19 protein-coding genes are annotated in these 19,027 nt (G+C 61.6%); 5 read left to right on the forward strand and 14 right to left on the reverse strand.

Features of this window, described 5'->3' with window-relative positions:
* Positions 1 to 33 precede the first annotated feature (33 nt).
* The 6 genes from pstC to REH34_RS09780 form a co-directional block, all read right to left on the reverse strand.
* Positions 34 to 1,029 (reverse strand): phosphate ABC transporter permease subunit PstC, encoded by a 996-nt coding sequence (pstC, locus tag REH34_RS09755; protein ID WP_226506780.1) that lies wholly within the window; start codon positions 1,027 to 1,029, stop codon positions 34 to 36.
* 92 nt (positions 1,030 to 1,121) lie between these two features.
* A complete protein-coding gene (gene pstS, locus REH34_RS09760) occupies positions 1,122 to 2,141 on the reverse strand; it encodes a phosphate ABC transporter substrate-binding protein PstS (protein ID WP_226506779.1) in 1,020 nt (339 codons plus the stop codon).
* A gap of 276 nt (positions 2,142 to 2,417) precedes the next feature.
* Positions 2,418 to 3,782: a DUF1329 domain-containing protein gene (locus tag REH34_RS09765; protein WP_311971509.1), complete on the reverse strand. Its 1,365-nt coding sequence runs from the start codon at positions 3,780 to 3,782 to the stop codon at positions 2,418 to 2,420.
* Between the two features lie 19 nt (positions 3,783 to 3,801).
* Complete coding sequence (locus REH34_RS09770) at positions 3,802 to 5,697, reverse strand: DUF1302 domain-containing protein (protein ID WP_311971510.1); 1,896 nt, start codon at positions 5,695 to 5,697, stop codon at positions 3,802 to 3,804.
* 141 nt (positions 5,698 to 5,838) lie between these two features.
* Positions 5,839 to 7,512 carry a fatty acid--CoA ligase gene (locus REH34_RS09775; RefSeq protein WP_311971511.1) on the reverse strand — a complete coding sequence of 558 codons (1,674 nt, stop codon included), beginning with the start codon at positions 7,510 to 7,512 and terminating at the stop codon, positions 5,839 to 5,841.
* Between the two features lie 218 nt (positions 7,513 to 7,730).
* Positions 7,731 to 8,360 (reverse strand): LysE family transporter, encoded by a 630-nt coding sequence (locus REH34_RS09780; RefSeq protein ID WP_226506775.1) that lies wholly within the window; start codon positions 8,358 to 8,360, stop codon positions 7,731 to 7,733.
* A gap of 131 nt (positions 8,361 to 8,491) precedes the next feature.
* Between REH34_RS09780 and REH34_RS09785 the strand changes: the two genes are divergently transcribed.
* Together REH34_RS09785 and REH34_RS09790 are read left to right on the forward strand one after the other, a co-directional pair.
* Positions 8,492 to 9,457, forward strand: coding sequence for a 2-hydroxyacid dehydrogenase (locus REH34_RS09785; RefSeq protein WP_311971512.1), 966 nt, complete (start codon positions 8,492 to 8,494; stop codon positions 9,455 to 9,457).
* Positions 9,458 to 9,489: 32 nt separating this feature from the next.
* On the forward strand, positions 9,490 to 10,488 hold the full coding sequence (locus REH34_RS09790) for a class I SAM-dependent methyltransferase (protein ID WP_311971513.1): 999 nt from the start codon (positions 9,490 to 9,492) through the stop codon (positions 10,486 to 10,488).
* Positions 10,489 to 10,514: 26 nt separating this feature from the next.
* Here REH34_RS09790 and REH34_RS09795 read toward each other — a convergent pair whose 3' ends face one another.
* The 4 genes from REH34_RS09795 to REH34_RS09810 all read right to left on the reverse strand — a co-directional run bounded on the left by REH34_RS09795 (position 10,515) and on the right by REH34_RS09810 (position 12,576).
* Positions 10,515 to 11,330, reverse strand: a complete 816-nt coding sequence (locus REH34_RS09795) for a M48 family metallopeptidase (RefSeq protein ID WP_311971514.1) — start codon at positions 11,328 to 11,330, stop codon at positions 10,515 to 10,517.
* A gap of 136 nt (positions 11,331 to 11,466) precedes the next feature.
* Positions 11,467 to 12,087: an SOS response-associated peptidase gene (locus REH34_RS09800; RefSeq protein ID WP_226506771.1), complete on the reverse strand. Its 621-nt coding sequence runs from the start codon at positions 12,085 to 12,087 to the stop codon at positions 11,467 to 11,469.
* A 46-nt stretch (positions 12,088 to 12,133) separates the two neighbouring features.
* Positions 12,134 to 12,394, reverse strand: a complete 261-nt coding sequence (locus tag REH34_RS09805; RefSeq protein ID WP_311971515.1) for a putative signal transducing protein — start codon at positions 12,392 to 12,394, stop codon at positions 12,134 to 12,136.
* Complete coding sequence (locus REH34_RS09810) at positions 12,394 to 12,576, reverse strand: CPXCG motif-containing cysteine-rich protein (protein WP_226506769.1); 183 nt, start codon at positions 12,574 to 12,576, stop codon at positions 12,394 to 12,396. Before REH34_RS09810 ends, REH34_RS09805 begins: the two co-directional genes overlap by 1 nt.
* 126 nt (positions 12,577 to 12,702) lie before the next feature.
* On the opposite strand from REH34_RS09810, the gene REH34_RS09815 reads away from it, so the two are divergent.
* Positions 12,703 to 13,869 carry a 1-acyl-sn-glycerol-3-phosphate acyltransferase gene (locus REH34_RS09815; protein ID WP_226506768.1) on the forward strand — a complete coding sequence of 389 codons (1,167 nt, stop codon included), beginning with the start codon at positions 12,703 to 12,705 and terminating at the stop codon, positions 13,867 to 13,869.
* 203 nt (positions 13,870 to 14,072) lie between these two features.
* Entirely contained in the window at positions 14,073 to 14,279 is a 207-nt protein-coding gene (locus tag REH34_RS09820) for a hypothetical protein (RefSeq protein WP_226506767.1), read from the forward strand.
* A 90-nt stretch (positions 14,280 to 14,369) separates the two neighbouring features.
* Here the strand turns inward: REH34_RS09820 and REH34_RS09825 are convergent, their stop codons facing one another.
* Positions 14,370 to 14,945, reverse strand: a complete 576-nt coding sequence (locus tag REH34_RS09825) for a YajG family lipoprotein (protein WP_311971516.1) — start codon at positions 14,943 to 14,945, stop codon at positions 14,370 to 14,372.
* A 779-nt stretch (positions 14,946 to 15,724) separates the two neighbouring features.
* On the opposite strand from REH34_RS09825, the gene mqo reads away from it, so the two are divergent.
* Positions 15,725 to 17,239: a malate dehydrogenase (quinone) gene (gene mqo, locus REH34_RS09830; RefSeq protein ID WP_311971517.1), complete on the forward strand. Its 1,515-nt coding sequence runs from the start codon at positions 15,725 to 15,727 to the stop codon at positions 17,237 to 17,239.
* 133 nt (positions 17,240 to 17,372) lie between these two features.
* Here the strand turns inward: mqo and REH34_RS09835 are convergent, their stop codons facing one another.
* From REH34_RS09835 to REH34_RS09845, 3 genes are all read right to left on the reverse strand, one after another.
* On the reverse strand, positions 17,373 to 17,660 hold the full coding sequence (locus REH34_RS09835; RefSeq protein WP_226506764.1) for a PA4642 family protein: 288 nt from the start codon (positions 17,658 to 17,660) through the stop codon (positions 17,373 to 17,375).
* 69 nt (positions 17,661 to 17,729) lie between these two features.
* Positions 17,730 to 18,203 carry a hypothetical protein gene (locus REH34_RS09840; protein WP_226506763.1) on the reverse strand — a complete coding sequence of 158 codons (474 nt, stop codon included), beginning with the start codon at positions 18,201 to 18,203 and terminating at the stop codon, positions 17,730 to 17,732.
* A 166-nt stretch (positions 18,204 to 18,369) separates the two neighbouring features.
* Positions 18,370 to 18,927 (reverse strand): hypoxanthine-guanine phosphoribosyltransferase, encoded by a 558-nt coding sequence (locus REH34_RS09845; RefSeq protein ID WP_226506762.1) that lies wholly within the window; start codon positions 18,925 to 18,927, stop codon positions 18,370 to 18,372.
* Between the last annotated feature and the right edge of the window lie 100 nt (positions 18,928 to 19,027).

A 19,027-nucleotide genomic window follows, 5' to 3' on the forward strand; every position in this document is an offset into this window, starting at 1 on the left:
TCAACGCGCGCTTGCGATAAATGCTTTCGTTACTCACAGGCCCTCCTTGCGCGACAGGCGCATCAGCATCAATCGCGCCAAGGCCAGCACGACGAAGGTCACGACGAACAGCAGGAAGCCCAGGGCAATCAGCGAAGAGCGGTGGAGGTCGGTATACGACTCGCTGAACTCGTTGGCGATCACCGAGGCAATCGAGCTGCTGGGCATCATCAGCGAAGAAGAGAACTGGTGAGCGTTACCCAACACGAAGGTCACTGCCATGGTTTCCCCCAGCGCCCGGCCGAGCCCCAGGAAAATACCGCCGACCACTGCGGTGCGGGTGTATGGCAGGACGATGTCCCAGACCACTTCCCACGTGGTGCCGCCCAAGGCGTAGGCCGACTCCTTGAGCGCCGATGGCACGGTGCGGAACACCTCGTGCATCACCGAGGTAATGAACGGAATGATCATGATCGCCAGCACGATACCGGCGGTGAGCATGCCGATCCCCAGTGGCGGGCCCTGAAACAGACTGCCGATCAGCGGCAGTGCGCCGAGGTTGTCGTTGATCCAGGGGGCCATGTACTCGGCCATGAACGGGCCGAAGATGAACAGGCCCCACATGCCGTAGATGATCGATGGAATGCCCGCCAGCAGTTCGATGGCCGAAGCGATCGGCATGCGCAACCAGGGCGGCGCTACTTCAGTAAGGAAAATCGCGATGCCGAAGCTGACCGGTACGGCGATCAACAGGGCAAGAAAAGAAGTCACCAGGGTCCCGTAGATAGGCACTACAGCGCCGAAATGGCCGCCTACGACGTCCCACTCGGTGCTGGTCAGAAACCCGAAGCCAAAGGTCTTGAACGCTTCGAATCCACCCCACAGGGTCGATCCGGCAATACTGGCCAGCAACAACAGCACCAGCATGGCAGCGCCTTGCATCGTACGGCGAAACCAGACGTCATGACGATGGTCGCGGGCGGCACGCTTGTCGCCCGGACTGTCGCTCTTGGAGATCGCAGTGGACAGGTATTGAGTGTTTTCGGTCATGTCAGGTCCACTCGCAGAAAAAGCCCGATCCGGATACCCCCGTGGGGGCACCCGGAAAGAGCGTTACAGTCTTGGATTTCAACGGGATCGAATCACTTGTTGAAATCGGATTTCCAGTAGCCTTCGATCTTCGCGACCAGCGACTTCGGCAGGGCCACGTAGTCCAGCGAAGCGGCTTGTTCCTGACCGTTTTCCAGCGACCATTTGAAGAAGTCGAAAGCGGCCTTGCTTTGCTCGGCGTTCTTCGGCGTCTTGTACATGATGATCCAGGTGGTAGCGGTGATCGGCCATGCGGCCTCGCCCGGGGCATTGGTCATGATCAGGTTGAAGTCTTTGGCGCTCGCCCAGTCAGCGGTATCGGCAGCGGCACCGAACGCCTTGGCGCTAGGTTCGACAAACTTGCCCGCAGCGTTTTTCAGCTGGGTGTGAGCCATTTTGTTCTGCAGTGCATAGGCGAATTCGACATAGCCGATCGAGCCCTTGATCTGCTTCACGTAGGCCGAAACACCTTCGTTACCCTTGCCGCCCACACCCGCTGGCCACTGCACGGTGGTACCGAACTTGAGCTTTTCGTTCCACTCGGGACTGACCTTGGACAGGTAGTTGGTGAAGTTGAAAGAGGTACCCGAGCCGTCCGAGCGGTGCACGACGGTGATGGCCTGGTCAGGCAGCGTCACGCCAGCGTTCAGCGCGACGATGGCAGGGTCGTTCCACTTCTTGATATCGCCCATGAAAATCTTGGCCAGGGTCGGGCCGTCCAGTTTCAACTTGCCCGGCTCGACGCCTTCGATGTTGACGACCGGTACGATACCGCCGATGACGCTAGGGAATTGACCCAGGCCGGCGGCCTGAAGGTCCTCTGCCGACAACGGCGCGTCGGAAGCACCGAAATCGACCGTGGCTGCCTTGATCTGCGCGATACCGCCACCCGAACCGATGGACTGGTAGTTGATGCGGTTAGGCGATGCCTTGCTGTAGTCCTGGGACCACTTGGACACCACCGGAAATACGAAGCTCGAACCTGCACCCGTTACATCAGTCGCATGCGCCATGCCACTCAGGCACAACGAAGCCAGCAAAATCGAGAGACGATTTTTGGTCAGCAGAATCACGGCAACACCTCAGTCAAGGGATTTGTGGGAAAGCCCACTGGAGAAGACGTTGCAGATTTAATGCTTTGAATGTGTAAGTTTGATGACAGTCAGTCGAATGCTTTTGTGACAGTGGGCGGGGTGCCACTATGGAGAGGGGTCGGGCAGGTAAAAAAATATTTATGGATGGAGGATCAGGGTGTCCGTTGCGGCCCCTTCGCGGGCAAGCCTTGCTCGCACCTGAGTACGACACCGCCTCTGTGGGAGCCGAGCTTGCTCGCGAAGGGGCCGGGCCTGCTAGCGCACACCCTCCTGACGCAACGCTGCAGGCGTGAACTCGCTGGTGCTGGCCGGCACGCCGAACTGGTAGCCACGGGCCTCTTCGTTCTTCAGGCCCAAGGCCACGTAGCGCCCGGCCTGCAGGTCGTAGAGCACCTCGAACGCATACCAGGGCACCTGGTTGTTGTAGTAGTTTTCGGCATGGGCTTCGGCCACCCGCCACAGCTGCCCGCGGCCATCGTAGTGATCGATGATCGCCGCTTGCCAGGTGTCTTCGTCGAAGTAGAAGTCACGCTTGGCGTACACATGCCGCTGTCCGGGCTTGAGTGTGGCGACCACGTGCCAGACCCGGCGCAGCTCGTAGCGCGCCAAATCCTGATTGATATGCCCAGCCTGAAGTATGTCTGCATATTTCAAGCTGGGCGAATCCAGCGCATAACTGTTCTCCGGGATGTACAACTCCTGCTTGCCCACTAATTGCCAGTCGTAGCGATCCGGGGCGCCATTGAACATGTCGAGGTTGTCGGAGGTGCGCAAACCGTCGGCGGCGGTCCCAGGCGCGTCATAAGCTGCTTGCGGAGCCCGTCGAACGCGGCGCTGGCCGGCATTGTAGAGCCAGGCTTCACGAGGCTCGGCAACCTGGTCCAAGGTCTCGTGGACCAACAGCACGCTGCCTGCCAGACGTGCAGGCGCAGTGACTTCCTGCTTGAAATAGAACAGCACATTGCCCGGATTGGCCGGATCGAAATCCTTCATGCGATCCCGGAACACTAACTGCTCCTGCAGCGATACCGGGCTGAACGAGCCGTTTTGCTGTGGCATCGCCTGGATGATCGAACGCTTGATGCTGCCACCGCGATAACGGGTGATGTGATTCCAGATCACTTCCAGGCCGTTGTGCGGCAGCGGGAAAGGCACTGCACTGCTGAAGTCCTGCAAGCCGTTGCCATCGGATACCAGTGTGGTTTGCGTCGCGTTGCGGCGGATGGCGGCAAAGATCTCCTCCGGCACCGTGGCGCCGCGATGGGAGGTGTAGACCGGCATCCGATAGCTGTCCGGATAACGCTTGAACAGCGCCATCTGGCCTGGGGTCAGCCGGGCCTTGTACTGCTCGACATTCTGCGCGGTGATGACGAACAGCGGCTTTTCGTTGGCGTACGGATTGCCCAGAAAACCACGGTTGTCGACTGGCGCGGCGGTCTTCGCCATCGGCGTCCAGGGCGGGATGGAGCCATCGGCATTGCCTGCACGCTCGGCCCCCATCGGCGTCAGGTTGGCACCCAGGTGCTTGGCCTCGGCGGCGGACACCTCTGCCAACACGTCAGCGGCGAACAGGGCCAGGCTGAGGATGCCGATCTGTAACAGGACTTTGGTAGCGTTCATCGAATCAAGCCCCCGGGCGCTAGAAATTCACACCGAAACTCAGTGAAGCGAAGTCCCGATCATCGACCGTACTGTATTTGCCATCAAAGAAATTGGTGTACGACAGGCTCGCTGTGTAGGTGTTCTGGTATTCGGCATCGAGCCCGAGACTGACCGCTTTGCGGCCCTCTTCGAAGTTGCCCCCCGGGCCCGGCGAGTAACCGTCGACGTCGTGAGACCAGGCGATGTTGGGTTTGAGGTTGACCCCGGCGATCACGTTGTTGAACTCCCAGATCGCCCGCGCCCGGTAGCCCCAGGAATCGGTGGTGGTGTAGCCGTCGTTCTCGCAATAGCGGCTGACTCCGTTCTGCCCGGTGCCGGCCAGGGTCGCGCTGTTGAGGCGCTGACAGGTGCCGTTGCCCAGCGGGCCGGGGCCGTAACTGGCGTCGCGGCCGTAGCGCAGCTTGGAGGTGCTGTCCAGTCCACCGACGTGGGTCCAGCCGACTTCACCCACCAGGGTCAGGCGGTCGGCGCCCATCAACTGATCGAAGAAATGCGTGAGGCTGGTCTGCACCTGGGTGATCTCCTTGCGGCGATAACCCTGCTGATCGCTGCCCGGCGTGCCGGTCAACTGCGAGACGCCGGGCACTGCCAGACCGGAATACAGAATATCCGTGGTGTTGATCTGGATCGGCGCATTGGGCCGGTAGCTCACTTCACCATTCCAGGCCGTACCCGACGGCAGCGTGGTGGCGAAACTCAAGCCGTACAGGCGAATGTCCTCGGGGTATTCGAGGTAGTAATTGGAGTTGGCCGTGACCACCGTCGGCACCAGCGACCGGGCCGCGGCCGGCGACAGCCCGGCGGCCTGCAACGCGCTGGCGCTGGAGTAGGCGCTGGCCGGCGCAGCGTGGCCGCTGAACATCGGCAGGCGGCTGTGGTAATTCATGAAATAGGCGCCGAACTCGGTGTCGAGCGGGTCATAGAGGTAACGCAGGGCCAGGCCGAACTGACCGCTGTCGCGGGCATCGCGATCGGCGCCGCGATGCACGATCACGCCCTCGTCCGGCGAGCCATAGCTGACTCCCTGAGCCGCCAGGGCAGCTGCCGCAGCGGTGCGCTGCCCGGCAGGCAGGCGCGCCAGCGTGGCGCTCTGGGTGCCGAGCACGCCGAGGTTGTCGTTGCAGCCGCCGGTGATCACATCGGACTGCGAGAAAAACGTGCTGCAGTTGTCATTGACCGTCGCCTTCCAGCCGATTTGATAGAAGCCCTCGGCGGTGAGGTTGTCGGTCAGGCTCTGGGACAGGTAGAACATGTTGACCGGGATCAAGCCTTCCTTGATCTCGGCGCCGGGACGACGAAACGCCGAAACATCGATCGGGTTGATGCTGTTGATGCCGCCGCCGATGAAGGTGCTCTCGCCCCAGTTGACCACTTGCTTGCCCAGGCGCACGGTGCCCGGCAAATCGCCAATGGCGAAATTGTGGTAGACGAAGGCATCGAGAAACTCGGCGCCCGACGAGCGAGCGCTCTGTTCGCGCCCGGAATCGCTGATATCGGCGAAACGCTGGTTTTCGTCCTTGAGCTGAAAGTCGTACCAGTACTTGCCGCGGACGAACAGGCCGCTGTCGCCGTATTTCAGCTCGAGGTCGTGCACGCCTTTGAAGATCTTGCTGAAGGCGTCGCCGGCCTTGTAGTTCAAGCGGCCGTTGTCTGCGGACTGCGATAACCCCACGCCGCCATTGTTGGCGCCGATCAGATGGCGATCAGGGTTCTGCGTCGACCAACTGGAGCCGATCGACAGCGAGGAATCGAACTGCCCCTCGACATCGCCAACGTTGAACGCGATGCCATACGCCGGCGCCGCCAGCGAAGAGGCGAAGCCGATGGCCAATGGCAGCTTGGCCAGCTGCCAAAGTGAAGGTGCTGAGGCCATTGGCCCTCTCCCACGGATAATGTCATTTGGCCAACGTCAAAGCGATGACAAGCCCGAAAGCGGGATTGTAACAAGCCATATGCAGGAAGGCAGGTCCTCAATGAAGAGTTTTCACGGCCATCAGGTCCTCACCTGCATCGCTCACAATGACGACAGGAACGGACTGTTATCGGCCTGCCAGGCCAGGACTTCAACCCGGATTCGCTTCTTGTCGAGCTTGCCGACGCTGGTCTTGGGGATCTCGCCGACCACCGCAATCTGACTCGGGATGGCCCACTTGTTGATCAGGCCCAATTCGACGAACGGTAGCAAGTGCGCCTTGAGCGATTGCGCATCCAGTGTCTGACCGTCACGCAGCACCAGCAATGCGAAGGGCCGCTCGCCCCATTGCGCATCGGCCATGCCCACCACCGCCACCTCGCGCACGCCGGGATGACGGCTGGTCAAGTCTTCGAGCTCTAGCGACGAGACCCATTCGCCGCCGGTCTTGATCACGTCCTTGATACGGTCGCGAATATCGATCACGCCCATGGTGTCCAGGGTGGCGACGTCACCGGTGTGCATCCAGCCGCCGTCCCATAGCTCGGCGCCCTTCTGCGGCTCGCGCAAATACCCCATGCTCAACCAAGGTGCACGCAGTACCAGCTCACCTTGGGTTTCGCCATCGGCCGGGAGAAAGTTGCCGTCGCTGTCGACGATGGCGGCATCCACCAGCGGCACGGGCACCCCGGCCTTGATCCGGTAGGTGACGCGCAGCTCGTCGGTGCCGGCCTGGAGTTCTTCGTTGAAATGCGCACAGGAGATCAACGGGCAGGTTTCCGACATGCCGTAGGCGGCGGTCAGCTGAATACCGCGAGCCTTGGCCGCTTCGTAGAGGCCGCGATTGAGAGCGCTGCCACCGATGATGATCTTCCAGCCGCCGAAATCGGTGTCCCCCTTGGCGTTGAGCAGCATCTGCAGGATGGTCGGCACGCAATGGGAGAAACTGACCTTTTCCGTGCGCCACAGATTGACCAGCATGTCCGGCTCGTAGCGGCCGGGGTAGACCTGCTTGATGCCCAGCATGGTGGCCACGTACGGGATGCCCCAGGCGTGCACATGGAACATCGGCGTGATCGGCATATAGACGTCATCGGTGCCCATCAGCCGTACGCTGTCGATGCTGCCGGTAATGGTGGCCGCTGCGAGGGTATGCAGCACCAACTGACGATGGGTGAAGTACACCCCCTTGGGGTTGCCGGTGGTGCCAGTGGTGTAGAACGTGGTGGCCACCGAGTTTTCATCGAAATCCGGGAAGTCGTACCGGCTGCTGGCGCCCGCGAGGAGTTGCTCGTATTCACCCACCAGATTGGGCAGCGCGGCGGTCTTTTCGCTGCCATCGGTCAGCAGCAGGGTTTTCTCCACCGTGGTCAATTGGCCCGCCAACGCCTGAAACAGCGGCACGAACTCGCTGTTGAGCAGCACCAGTTTGTCCTCGGCGTGGTTCATGGTGTAGAGGATCTGCTCGGGCGACAGGCGCACGTTGATGGTGTGGATCACCGCGCCGATCATCGGGATGGCGAACATGCATTCCAGATAGCGGTGGCTGTCCCACTCCATGACCGCCACGGTGTCGCCCGGCTGCACCCCGGCGGCGACCAGTACGTTGGCCAGGCGCGAGATGCGTTCGGTGAGGGTCGGGTAGCTGTAGCGCACCCGATCGCGGTAGACGATTTCGCGGGTTTTCTCGTAGCGGCTGCCCGACAGCAGCAGGCGTTTGATCAGCAGGGGGAAGGTATAGGCACCGTCAGCGGGTGGAATAACGCGAGTCTGCATCTCGGGAGTCCTTTGGCTAAGTGCGAGAGTCTGATGATTACCCTAGCACTGCATGCCAATTTCGCCCGTAGGACCTGTCTGACAATGGTGTCTGAACCGGCCTCTTCGCGGGCAAGCCTTGCTCCCACAGGTGTTCGACTCTCGTGCTGTTTGCTCTGCGGGAGCAAAGCTTGCTCGCGAAGAGGCCATCGGCACCAACGCAAATTTAACTGACTCGCTCAATGCATCTCGGTCAGCGCAATTTTCACGCCCAACGCAATCAGCACAGCCCCCATGGTGCGGTCGAACCAATGGCCCATGCGCGCGAAACCGGCTCGCACCCGCCGCTGACTGAACAACAGCGCCACCAGGCAGAACCACGCCGCCGTGGCCACCGCCAGATACACGCCATAACCGGCCTGCACCGCCAGCGGCGTATGGGGGTTGATCACCACGGTGAACAGCGACAGGAAAAACAGCGTGGCCTTGGGATTCAGGCCGTTGGTCATGAAACCGGCACGGTAGGCCGCGCCCGCTGAACGCTCGACCGGCAGCGCGGCGACGGTTTCTGCGCCCGCAACTGCCGGCTTGGCGCGCAAGGCCTTGAAACCGATGTACAGCAAATAGGCCGCTGCCAGCCATTTGAGCAGGTTGAACAGCACGATGGACTGCGACACGATCAGGCCGATGCCCAGCAACGAATAGCCGACATGCAGGAAAATCGCCGAGCCCACGCCCAGTGCGGTCCAGGTGCCGGCGCGTCGACCGTGGGCTACGCTTTCGCGCACCACCACGGCGAAATCCGGACCGGGGCTGGCCACTGCCAGCAGGTGAATCAGCGCCACGGTCAAAAACTCTGCCCAATACATGCCACTACCTCACGATTCATTCAGAAACAATTCTTGTAGGATGACCCATCTCGAACACCCTGTAGCGAGGGCCAAGCCTCCTCGTTACACGATCATAGAAGCTCCACCACGGATCAGGACAGGTACAGTTGATGAGCAATTTTCGCCGCGCGGTTTTTCTCGACTACAGCACACTGGATCTGGGCGATCTCGATTTCGCCCCGCTGCATGCAGCCTTCGACGATCTGCAGCTGCACGCCAGCACCCTACCCGAGCAGACCATCGCGCACCTGCAAGGCGCCAGCGTGGCCATCACCAACAAGGCGGTGATCGATGCCACTGTGCTCCAGGCATGCCCCGACCTCAAGCTGATCCTGATCGCCGCCACCGGCACCAACAACGTCGACCTGGCGGCGGCCCGCGCCCAAGGTGTCAGCGTCAGCAACTGCCAGGGCTACGGCACGCCGTCGGTGGCCCAGCACACCCTGATGCTGCTGCTGGCCCTGGCCACCCGCGTCAGCGACTACCAGCAGGCCATCGCTGCGGGTGCGTGGCAGCGCTCCAGGCAGTTCTGCCTGCTGGACTTCCCGATCGTCGAGCTCGAAGGCAAGACCCTCGGGCTGCTCGGCCAAGGCGAACTGGGCAGCGCCGTCGCGCGGCTGGCCGAAGCCTTCGGCATGCGCGTGCTGCCCGGGCAGATTCCCGGCCGCCCGGCACGCCCCGACCGCATGCCGCTCGATGAATTGCTGGGCCAGGTCGATGCACTGACCTTGCACTGCCCGCTCAACGAACATACCCGGCACATGATCGGCGCCCGTGAATTGAACCTGATGAAACCCGGCGCCTTTATCGTCAACACTGCCCGCGGCGGCATCATCGATGAGCAAGCACTGGCCGACGCGCTGCGCCGCGGCCAACTGGGCGGCGCTGCCACCGACGTACTCAGCGTCGAGCCGCCGGTCAACGGCAACCCGCTGCTGGCCGACGACATCCCGCGCCTGATCGTCACCCCCCACAGCGCCTGGGGCAGCCGCGAGGCACGTCAGCGTATCGTCGGGCAGTTGGCGGACAACGCCGCAGGGTTCTTTGCCGGCACGCCGCTGCGACAAGTGAACTGATAGACTGCCGGACTTTTTTCAGGAGCCATTTCATGGACCCGCGCAGTGAAGTGTTGCTTCGTCAGGCCGATTCTTTTCAGGGTCGCTGGCTGATGGCCGGTCTCCCGGCCGATGACTTGCTTGGGCAACTGCCCCAGGCCTGCGGCTGGAGCTGGCATGCCGGCGACCATGCCGCCCTGGAGGCACGCTTCGCCGGACGCAGCCACTTCGGCACCGAAGCACCGAATGACGAGATCGACGGCGCGGTGCTTTTTTTGCCCAAGGCCCGCGACCTGACCCACTACCTGCTCAATGCCCTGGCCTCGCGCCTGGCGGGCCGCACCTTGTACCTGGTCGGCGAAAAGCGCGGTGGCATCGAGGGTGCGGCCAAGCAACTGCACGACTTCGGCAAGCCGCGCAAGATCGACAGCGCCCGGCATTGCCAGTTGTGGGCGGTAGATATCGAGGTCGCACCGCAACCGTTGGCCCTCGAAAGCCTCGCGCAACGTTACGAGCTGGAGCTGGCCGACGGTCCGCTGAGCGTCATCAGCCTGCCTGGGGTGTTCAGTCACGGCCGGCTGGATCGTGGTACCGCGCTGCTGCTCGATTTCCTCGACGGCTTGCCGACCGGGCATGTGCTTGATTTTGGCTGCGGCGCCGGGGTGCTGGGGGCGATGATCAAACGTCGCTACCCGCAATCCCAGGTTACCCTGCTGGACGTCGACGCTTTCGCCGTGGCCAGCAGCCGCTTGACCCTGGCGGCCAACGGCCTGGAAGGCGAAGTGCTCATCGGTGACGGTATCGACGCCGCCCCGCAGCCACTCGCGGCGATCCTCAGCAATCCGCCGTTCCATACCGGTGTGCACACCGATTATCGCGCGTCGGAAACCATGCTGAAAAAATCCCGCGAGCATCTGCAAAAAGGCGGCGAGCTACGAATCGTGGCCAATGCTTTCCTGCGCTATCAGCCGCTCATGCAGGAGCATGTCGGGCCCTGCAAGACGCTGCACGAGGGGGGTGGGTTCAAGATCTACAGCGCCATCCGCGGCTAAATCGCTGGCCGCAGACGGCGCCGGTCTCAGGATTTTTTCGACTGCTGATACAGCGGCATCACCTTGGGGATCGCCGCTTGCAGCGAACTGATGCGGTTGGCCGACGCCGGGTGGGTGCTCATGAACTCCGGTGGTGCCGAGCCATTGGCGGCGGCGCCCATCTTGTTCCACAAGGTGATCGCCGCGTTCGGGTCATAACCGGCCCGCGCCGACAGTTCAAGGCCGATGAGGTCCGCTTCGTTTTCATTGCTGCGGCTGTTGGGCAAGGTGAGGCTGTACTGCACCACCGTATCGGCCAACTGCAGACTGTTCTCGCCCAGCCCCAGCAGCGCACCTGCTCCCTGACGCGCCATCTGCACGCCATAGGCCTTGGACATGGCTTCGCGGCCATGCTCGCGCAGGGCGTGGGCGATTTCATGACCCATTACCGCCGCCAGCTCGTCATCGGTGAGTTTGAGCTGATCGATCAGGCCGCTATAAACGATGATCTTGCCGCCGGGCCCGCAATTGGCATTGAGCTCGTCACTTTTGATGACGTTGACCTCCCACTGCCATTGGGCTGCATCGGCACGCAATTTGGGCGCCTGGGCGATCAAGCGATCGGCGATCGCCTGCACGCGCTTGGCATCGGCGGTGTCCTTTTCGAGCACGCCTTTGCTGCTCGCCTCACCGACTGTCTCCTTGTAGGACTGGGCGTACATCTGGTTGACCTGATCGGTCGACAACATGCTGAACATGTACTGTTTGCGCTCAACACCTACGGCGTCGCCATGGGTGGTGTTGACCGCCTGGCAGCCCGCCAGGGCAATGGTGGCCGACAATGTAACTAAAACCTTACGCATGACGCTCTCCCTGAAAAATGACCGATAGCCTAGGACGGCCGGGCCTTGGATGCCAGTTTTCAGATAGAAAATCAACAGTAGGTGTCAGATCCGATACATGCGTGGATGATCGGCACACATGCCAGAACTGCGCGCATCACGCCGGCGTCAGACACTCCGGCGCATTGAGCTTGGGATCGTTGATCAGATTGGCCAGCGGCCGTTCACGCAACGGCTGCTGCGGGCTGGCCAGCAGCGAATGGAGCACGGCCACGGGCGTTGCGGGGTCGAGCCAGGCGGCTTGCCCCGCCGCATCGAGCAGCAAGGGCCGACGCTGGCTGGCGGCCGCTTGAGTGACCACCGCCGTACTCAGCCAGGTATGCCCTTCAACCGGATAAGCCTCCCATACCGCTGCGAAAAACAGCGACGAGCCCTCCCCCGGCGTCAGCCAGAACGGCTGCTTGCGCAGCGTACCGCGCCATTCATAAAAACCGTTGGCCGGGATCAGGCAGCGGCGCAAGCGAAAGGCGTCGCGAAACATCGGCTGCTCGGCCAGGGTTTCGGCGCGGGCGTGGGCCGGCGTGCGCGACAGATCGGTCAGCCATGGCGGGGTCAGGCCCCAACGCGCTCTAACCAATTCGCGCCCTTCACCGGCAACACGCTGGATCAACACGTTGTCGCCGGGTGAAATATTCCACTGCGCCTGCTGGTCGGCGGGGAACCCCGGCAGCGCGGCGAACGACGGCGACCAGCGGAAAAGGGCAAAACGTCCACACATGGCTAAACACAACTCTCGGCAAAGGGTGCCATCGACACCGGCAAGCTCAACACAGCAGCTCGCCCGCGTAGTTCTCGGGCTCATCGCCCAGGACCGGCAGGGCACTAGTGTACTCGGCGATGAGCCGGCGTGCGTACTCGGCCTGGTCATTGTCGACCGTCATGCCCAGCAAGCCCATAGCGGGCAGCTCGCCCATGCCGCCCAGCAGATCACGCCCGGCCAGGTGCGCGTTGATGCCCTCGCTGGCAAGCATCGACAGGAGCATCTCGGCTTCCATCAGGTTGGCCGGCTCGTAGATGCGCTGCATCACTCGTTCTCGCTGTAGACGTCGAGTTGCCATTCCTGGCCATCGGTCTGCAGGACAAAACTGATCGGCCGGCAGCACACCGGGCAATCCTCGATGTACTGCTGGTCGCCACCGGAAAGGTCCAGTACCGCCTCGGCCGGCTCGCCGCAATACGGGCAATCATAGGGTTCGGTTTCGAGCATCAGGGCCTCGTTGATCAGTTATGCGTATAATCGGCGGTCTGCTGCAGGGTCAGTCGTGCCGCCGAGAGCGTATCGCCCGGTGTTCGAGCCCTGCCTAATTACATTAGCCGTTTCCAACAAGAGAGCATGATGGGCGAATTCGATGCCATCCGACCGTACGACGATAGCGAAGTCGCAGCTGTTCTGAAGCGTCTGCTCAGTGACCAGGCGTTTCTCGATATCCTCGTTCATTTCCGCTTCCCCAAATTTGCCGGTGCCCTGGGTTGGTTGCTCAAGCCCATGATCGCCAAGAAGCTGCGCCGTGAGTTCGCCGGCATCGACAGTGTCGCTACCTTGCAGGACAAGGTCGAGTTCTACGTCGACCACACCATCGATCGCGCCACAGACGGTGTGACTTATACCGGCGTCGAGCAGTTCAAGTCCGGTAGCGCCTATCTGTTTTTCGCCAACCACCGCGACATCGTCATGGACCCGGCCTTCGTCAACTATGCCGTATACCACGCCGGCTTGCCGACCCCGCGTATCGCGATTGGCGACAACCTCCTGCAAAAGCCTTTCGTCAGCGATCTGATGCGCCTGAACAAGAGCTTCATCGTGCACCGCTCGATCATCGGCCGACGCGAAAAACTCGCGGCTTACCAGCTGCTGTCGGCGTACATCAATCACTCGATCCGCAGCGATATCGCCTCGATCTGGATCGCCCAGGCCGAAGGCCGCGCCAAGGACGGTGACGACCGTACCGAGTCGGCGATCCTGAAGATGTTCCACATGAGCCGCAAGGACGAGCCGTTCGGTGAAGTCATTCAGTCGCTCAACCTGACCCCGGTGTCGATCAGCTACGAATACGACCCCTGCGATCAGGCCAAGGCGCGCGAGCTGTATATCCGGGCCACCACCGGCAGCTATACCAAGGCGCCGGGCGAGGATGACGTCAGCATCGCCCTGGGCATCACCGGCTACAAAGGCCGCGTGCATGTGAACTTCGCCGCGCCGATCAGTGAGTCGTTCGAGGACACCAAGTTGTTGGCCATCGAGATCGATCGCCAGATCCTGGGCGGGTACCGATTGTTCCCGGTGCATTACCTGGCCTACGCGCAGTGGGCCGAAGCCGACCCGGCGCTGCAGGTGCCTGCCGCCAGCACGCTGTTCCCCGCCGATGAACTGGAGCGCGCCAAAGCCGAATGGCAGCGCCGTCTGGATGCCTGCCCGGTTGAGCAGCGGCCCTACCTGGTGCTGCAATACGCCACGCCGGTGCGCAATCAGTATCGGGTCAAGGCGGGTATTCCCCTTTGATTCGAGGGTAACCTCACGGGCCTCTTCGCGAGCAAGCTTTGCTCCCACATATGTACACCTGTGGGAGCAAAGCTTGCTCGCGAAGAGGCCAGCAGTATCACAACAAAATATCACCGCGCCGCTAAATCCCCCTGTCACACGCTCGTCATTCAAACAAGCCATGCTGCTGCACCGAATCGAACCGGATTGCCACGGAGCTTGTCATGCTGCACGCCCAGAACCAGGATCGTCTCTACCTGATCGCCCCCAGTGACGAGCAGGAAGCGTTGATCGATGCCCTCGCCTTCAACGTGCAAGACCGCAACTGGCTGGTCTATTGCGCCCTGGGCGGCCATCAGCACGAGCACTGGCCGGAGCTCGACGCGGGCACCGGCATCAGCATGCTGGACTTCTCCGTCGAGGCGGCCTGAGCCGTCGTACAGGCCGCTGCCCCAGGCATCACGCGCCCACTAAAAAGCCCGCCCCATCGATGAGATGGCGGCGGGCTTTTTAGTGGGCGCTTACTGAGACAGCTTCTGGCCGATGGTCGGGTCCTGGAACAGACGGGTCAGCGCGTCGCTCAACACATCGCCGACCAGCTTGGTGTTGGTCTCCTGATTCGGCGCCATGCCGAAACGCTGGTTCAGCGACGCGGCGTAACGGCCGCTGTAGCTGCCGCCCGAGTTGCGTACATCGGCGCGGAAATTGGCGCTGATGGTCGCTTCGGTCACGTACATGCCTTCTTTGGGCGACTGGTACTTGAGATCCGTCAGGGTCACGGTCAACTGCGGGCCGCTGCTGCTCGGGGTGAACCCCAGCAAACGCACGGCGGCTTCGGTTTGCGCCTGCAGCTTGGGCACTATGTCGTTGGCGTTGACGGTCACGGCGCTGGTCTCAGGGTACAGGCCACCCCGAGTACCGAGGGTCGGCGAAGCACGGCCATCGACCACGCGCACCACCACTGGCTGGCCGTGGCCGACCGCCGCCAGTTGCGCGGTCACGCGAGGTTGCGGGCTGAGTTGCTGCGGGCTGTTGGCACAACCGGCCAGCGTCAGGGTGGTCACTGCGATCAAACCGAACAACAGGCGTTGCAACATGCTCAAGTCTCCAGGGTTAGGCACTAGCGGCGCAGTATAGCGGGCGCGACAGCCGCACGGTACAGCCTCGATTCCTAGACCCTCGTTACCGCTGGCCGTTCCCGTCATCGGGCTGTAACCCGCGCGTACCGTGGGTCTCGCCGGACCGTGATGTGGGCACGCAATAAAAGTCCATAAATCAGGACAAATGCGCGGCGTTCGCCGTTATAATCTTCCCCCGATTATAAGGACGTCTCCTGATCGGGCCTCGCAGCACCGCCAATGCTCAGCATTTGCCCCCTCGCACCGCCCACAGAGAGCCGCCCACAAGGGTCAAGCATTACAGTGTGCCTGCCTGTTCGGTACTCTTGTCTTGATCCCAGGGTTGCGCCACACGCTGCACGGCGAACCTTTTTTTGAGGTTCACGACTCCAAAAGAGCGTGAAAAACACGGGTTTTCACAACTTCACAAGAGTGTGGCGAGCAAAATGAACAATATTGCATCAGCAAATGCACCGTTACTCCGTCCATCGCGTCTGGGGCCCCAGTCGCAAGCACAGACCCAAATGAACCGACCAGGCAGCTCCTGTTCACAACAAGAGTGACGCATCGAGTGTTTCCGGCCGTCTCGACCAATGGTCGAATTGCCTGCCGCGCGCTGACGTGAGTTCATACTCACTCTGAACGGACAGCAGACGCCCGCTGACACTGCAAGGATTTTGCTACGAATCGGACATGGGCTGTCCAGAATCAGGATCCCATGTTGTCAATTTGGTGCTGAAGATTTTGGAGACGCGTTAATGGCGCAGAATGAAGCAGTCGATGCAGTACTGGTAGGCGCGGGCATCATGAGTGCCACCCTGGCCGTACTGCTCAAAGAGCTTGATCCGACCCTGCGACTGGAAGTCGTCGAGCTGATGGATTCGGGAGCCGCCGAGAGTTCCAACCCCTGGAACAACGCCGGCACCGGCCACGCTGGCCTGTGCGAGCTGAACTACACGCCACAGGCTGCCGACGGTTCGATAGACATCAAGAAAGCCGTACACATCAACACCCAGTTCGAGGTGTCCAAGCAGTTCTGGGCCTACCTCACGCAAAAGAGCACCTTCGGCTCGGCCAAGTCGTTCATCAGCCCCGTCCCCCACCTGAGCTACGTCGAAGGCGACAAGGGCGTGGCCTATCTGAAAAAACGCTTCGAGGCGCTCAAGCCGCACCACGCCTTCGCCAGCATGGTGTACACCGAAGACAAAACGCTGATGAGCGAGTGGATGCCGTTGATGATGCCCGGCCGCCCGGCCGACCAGCACATCGCCGCGACCCGCGTCGAAAAAGGCACCGACGTCAACTTCGGCGCCCTGACCAACAAGCTGCTTGGCCATCTGGCCAGCGCCGCCGATGCCCAGGTCAAGTACTGCAAGCGCGTCACCGGCCTGCGCCGTAACGGCAGCGGCTGGACCGTCGACATCAAGGATGTCAACAGCGGCAGTACCCGCCAGCTGGATGCGCGCTTTGTGTTCCTGGGGGCGGGCGGTGCGGCATTGCCGCTGCTGCAAGCCTCGGGCATCGAAGAAGGCAAAGGCTTCGGCGGCTTCCCGGTCAGCGGTCAGTGGCTGCGTTGCGACAACCCGGAAATCGTCAAGCAGCACCAGGCCAAGGTCTACAGCCAGGCCGCCGTGGGCTCGCCGCCCATGTCGGTGCCGCACCTGGACACCCGTGTGGTCGATGGCAAAAAATCGCTGCTGTTCGGGCCTTACGCCGGCTTCACCACCAAGTTCCTCAAGCACGGTTCGCTCCTCGACCTGCCCAAGTCGGTACGCGCCGGCAACCTCGGCCCGATGCTGGCCGTGGCCCGTGACAACATGGACCTGACCAAGTACCTGATCAGCGAAGTGATGCAGTCCATGGAGCAACGTCTGGAATCGCTGCGCCGCTTCTATCCGGGCGCGCGGGCTGAAGACTGGCGCCTGGAAGTGGCCGGCCAACGTGTGCAGATCATCAAGAAGGATGCCAAGAAAGGCGGCGTGCTGCAGTTCGGGACCGAGCTGGTGTCAGCGGCCGATGGCAGCCTGGCAGCGTTGCTGGGCGCCTCTCCGGGCGCGTCCGTCACGGTGTCGATCATGCTGGAGCTGATCGAGCGCTGCTTCCCCGAGCAGTACAGGTCCGAAGCCTGGACAGCCAAGCTCAAGGAAATCTTCCCGGCGCGGGAAAAGGCCCTTGAAAGCGATGCCGAGCTGTACAACCGGGTCAGTGCGCAGAGTGATACGCGGTTGGAGCTGGTTCAGGCGACACCAGAGCCGATCGTTTCATCGCTCTGACGCTGTCCGACGCTGATGGGCTGGTCGTACCGGCCCCTTCGCGGGCAAGCTCTGCTCTCACAGTGTCAAGCGCACACCTGTGGGGGCAAGGCCTGCCCGCGAAGAGGATCGTGAGAGCGCCATCTGTGCTCGATCAACCGCGGGCTTTTTCGATCAATTCAATATATTCCGGCGCGTTGCGCTGATCCTTGATCAGCTCGATGAAGGTCTGGCCGTGCTCGTCCTTGCCGTCAAGATCAAGGCCGGCTTCGCGGAAGAACACCAGAAAACGCTCGAAATCATCCACCCGCAAACCGCGGTATGCCTTGATCAGCTTGTGCAACGAAGGCGAAGTGGCATCGACGGGTTCGAAATCCAGAAACAGCTTGATTTGCCCATCGCCAATCTCGTCACCGATCACTTGCTTCTTGTCTTTACGCATTGCCGACTCCAACTTGCTGTCGCGGTCATTTCACGGGGCACGCAGTTTATACCTGCCCGCAGCCCACACTCAACGCGCGCGTGGGCCGCCGATAGTATGCAGGTCGGCCCAGATGTGGCCGTTGGCGTACGTGAGGAACTGCACGTAGACCGTTTCATTGCGCAGCATGTCGATCAGGCTGCGGTACATCGACAACGGGTAGTTGAGGGTGAGGGTCTTGGTGTCGTCGTCGAACGCTGGTTTTTTCAGGCTTTTGCTTTCACCGTCGAAGGTGATCAGCACCTGATTGAGCGTCGCCGCCTTGGCCAGGGATTTGCCCTTCAGGCGCAGAAACAGCGGCGCCGTCACCGGGATCGGCTGCTGATTTGACAGCCGTTCGTTGCCCGCGACGATGGAATACTCAGTCACCTGCAACAATTGCTGTTGCTCAGGCTCGCCTTCGCGCAGCGACTGGTCATCAGGGGGCAGGTACTGGGAGTGCAAAGGGGCGGCAGCCAGGGGCAGGCTGACGAGAACAGCGAGGGCGGCAACGGCAAGGCGCATGGCAGGCTCCAGATCGGCAGGCCTGCACTTTAGCACGGTGAATTAGAGCCCGAAGGGCAAAGACCGCTCTAATGTGGGAGTGGGCTCTGCCCACGAAGCAGACACCGAGGTGCCTCGACATCCGCCTACCTGGCCGCAGCCAGTCCCACAGTGGCGCGTGAAACGCTTAGAGCCCCTTCACCGCGTAGATCCCGGCCGCGTTGCGCCAGTAACCCTTGTAATCCATGCCGTAACCGAAGATGAACCGATCGATGCAGGTCAGGCCGACGTAATCGGCCTTGAGATCCGGGCTGGCCTTGCGATCGTGCAGTTTGTCGATCAACACGGCGGTGTGCACCGCACGGGCGCCGGCATGCTTGCAGAAATCGATGATGGCGCTGAGGGTGTGCCCTTCGTCGAGGATGTCGTCGATGATCAGCACATCGCGGTCGATAAAGGAGATTTCCGGCTTGGCCTTCCAGAACAGATCGCCGCCGCGGGTCTCGTGGCGATAGCGGGTGGCGTGCAGGTACGAGGCTTCCAGCGGGAAATTCAGATGGGTCAGCAGCTTGCCGGCGAAGATCAACCCACCGTTCATGACACAGAACACCACCGGGTTGGTGTCGGCCAGTTCGCTGCAGATATGTGCGCCGACACGGGCGATGGCCGCCTCGAGTTCAGCTTCGCTGTACAGGCAATCGGCCTCGCGCATGACTTGACGGATGTGCTCGAGATCAGCGGACATGGCGCTCTCCTGGGGGGTGGCGGAATAAAAGCGGGCAAAGGTACGCACCCGCTTCGATCAGATCAAGCTTTTCTGGACTAACGTCCTATGTGCTCACAGA

The sequence above is a fragment of the Pseudomonas baltica genome (assembly GCF_031880315.1).
Taxonomy (GTDB): domain Bacteria; phylum Pseudomonadota; class Gammaproteobacteria; order Pseudomonadales; family Pseudomonadaceae; genus Aquipseudomonas.

What these genes read in the sequence shown, in the direction of transcription:
- pstC (WP_226506780.1), bottom strand. Translation starts at nt 1,029, where the DNA reads ATGACCGAAAACACTCAATACCTGTCCACTGCGATCTCCAAGAGCGAC.
- REH34_RS09765 (WP_311971509.1), bottom strand. Translation starts at nt 3,782, where the DNA reads ATGAACGCTACCAAAGTCCTGTTACAGATCGGCATCCTCAGCCTGGCC.
- REH34_RS09770 (WP_311971510.1), bottom strand. Translation starts at nt 5,697, where the DNA reads ATGGCCTCAGCACCTTCACTTTGGCAGCTGGCCAAGCTGCCATTGGCC.
- REH34_RS09775 (WP_311971511.1), bottom strand. Translation starts at nt 7,512, where the DNA reads ATGCAGACTCGCGTTATTCCACCCGCTGACGGTGCCTATACCTTCCCC.
- REH34_RS09780 (WP_226506775.1), bottom strand. Translation starts at nt 8,360, where the DNA reads ATGTATTGGGCAGAGTTTTTGACCGTGGCGCTGATTCACCTGCTGGCA.
- REH34_RS09785 (WP_311971512.1), top strand. Translation starts at nt 8,492, where the DNA reads ATGAGCAATTTTCGCCGCGCGGTTTTTCTCGACTACAGCACACTGGAT.
- REH34_RS09790 (WP_311971513.1), top strand. Translation starts at nt 9,490, where the DNA reads ATGGACCCGCGCAGTGAAGTGTTGCTTCGTCAGGCCGATTCTTTTCAG.
- REH34_RS09795 (WP_311971514.1), bottom strand. Translation starts at nt 11,330, where the DNA reads ATGCGTAAGGTTTTAGTTACATTGTCGGCCACCATTGCCCTGGCGGGC.
- REH34_RS09800 (WP_226506771.1), bottom strand. Translation starts at nt 12,087, where the DNA reads ATGTGTGGACGTTTTGCCCTTTTCCGCTGGTCGCCGTCGTTCGCCGCG.
- REH34_RS09805 (WP_311971515.1), bottom strand. Translation starts at nt 12,394, where the DNA reads ATGCAGCGCATCTACGAGCCGGCCAACCTGATGGAAGCCGAGATGCTC.
- REH34_RS09810 (WP_226506769.1), bottom strand. Translation starts at nt 12,576, where the DNA reads ATGCTCGAAACCGAACCCTATGATTGCCCGTATTGCGGCGAGCCGGCC.
- REH34_RS09815 (WP_226506768.1), top strand. Translation starts at nt 12,703, where the DNA reads ATGATGGGCGAATTCGATGCCATCCGACCGTACGACGATAGCGAAGTC.
- REH34_RS09820 (WP_226506767.1), top strand. Translation starts at nt 14,073, where the DNA reads ATGCTGCACGCCCAGAACCAGGATCGTCTCTACCTGATCGCCCCCAGT.
- REH34_RS09825 (WP_311971516.1), bottom strand. Translation starts at nt 14,945, where the DNA reads ATGTTGCAACGCCTGTTGTTCGGTTTGATCGCAGTGACCACCCTGACG.
- mqo (WP_311971517.1), top strand. Translation starts at nt 15,725, where the DNA reads ATGGCGCAGAATGAAGCAGTCGATGCAGTACTGGTAGGCGCGGGCATC.
- REH34_RS09835 (WP_226506764.1), bottom strand. Translation starts at nt 17,660, where the DNA reads ATGCGTAAAGACAAGAAGCAAGTGATCGGTGACGAGATTGGCGATGGG.
- REH34_RS09840 (WP_226506763.1), bottom strand. Translation starts at nt 18,203, where the DNA reads ATGCGCCTTGCCGTTGCCGCCCTCGCTGTTCTCGTCAGCCTGCCCCTG.
- REH34_RS09845 (WP_226506762.1), bottom strand. Translation starts at nt 18,927, where the DNA reads ATGTCCGCTGATCTCGAGCACATCCGTCAAGTCATGCGCGAGGCCGAT.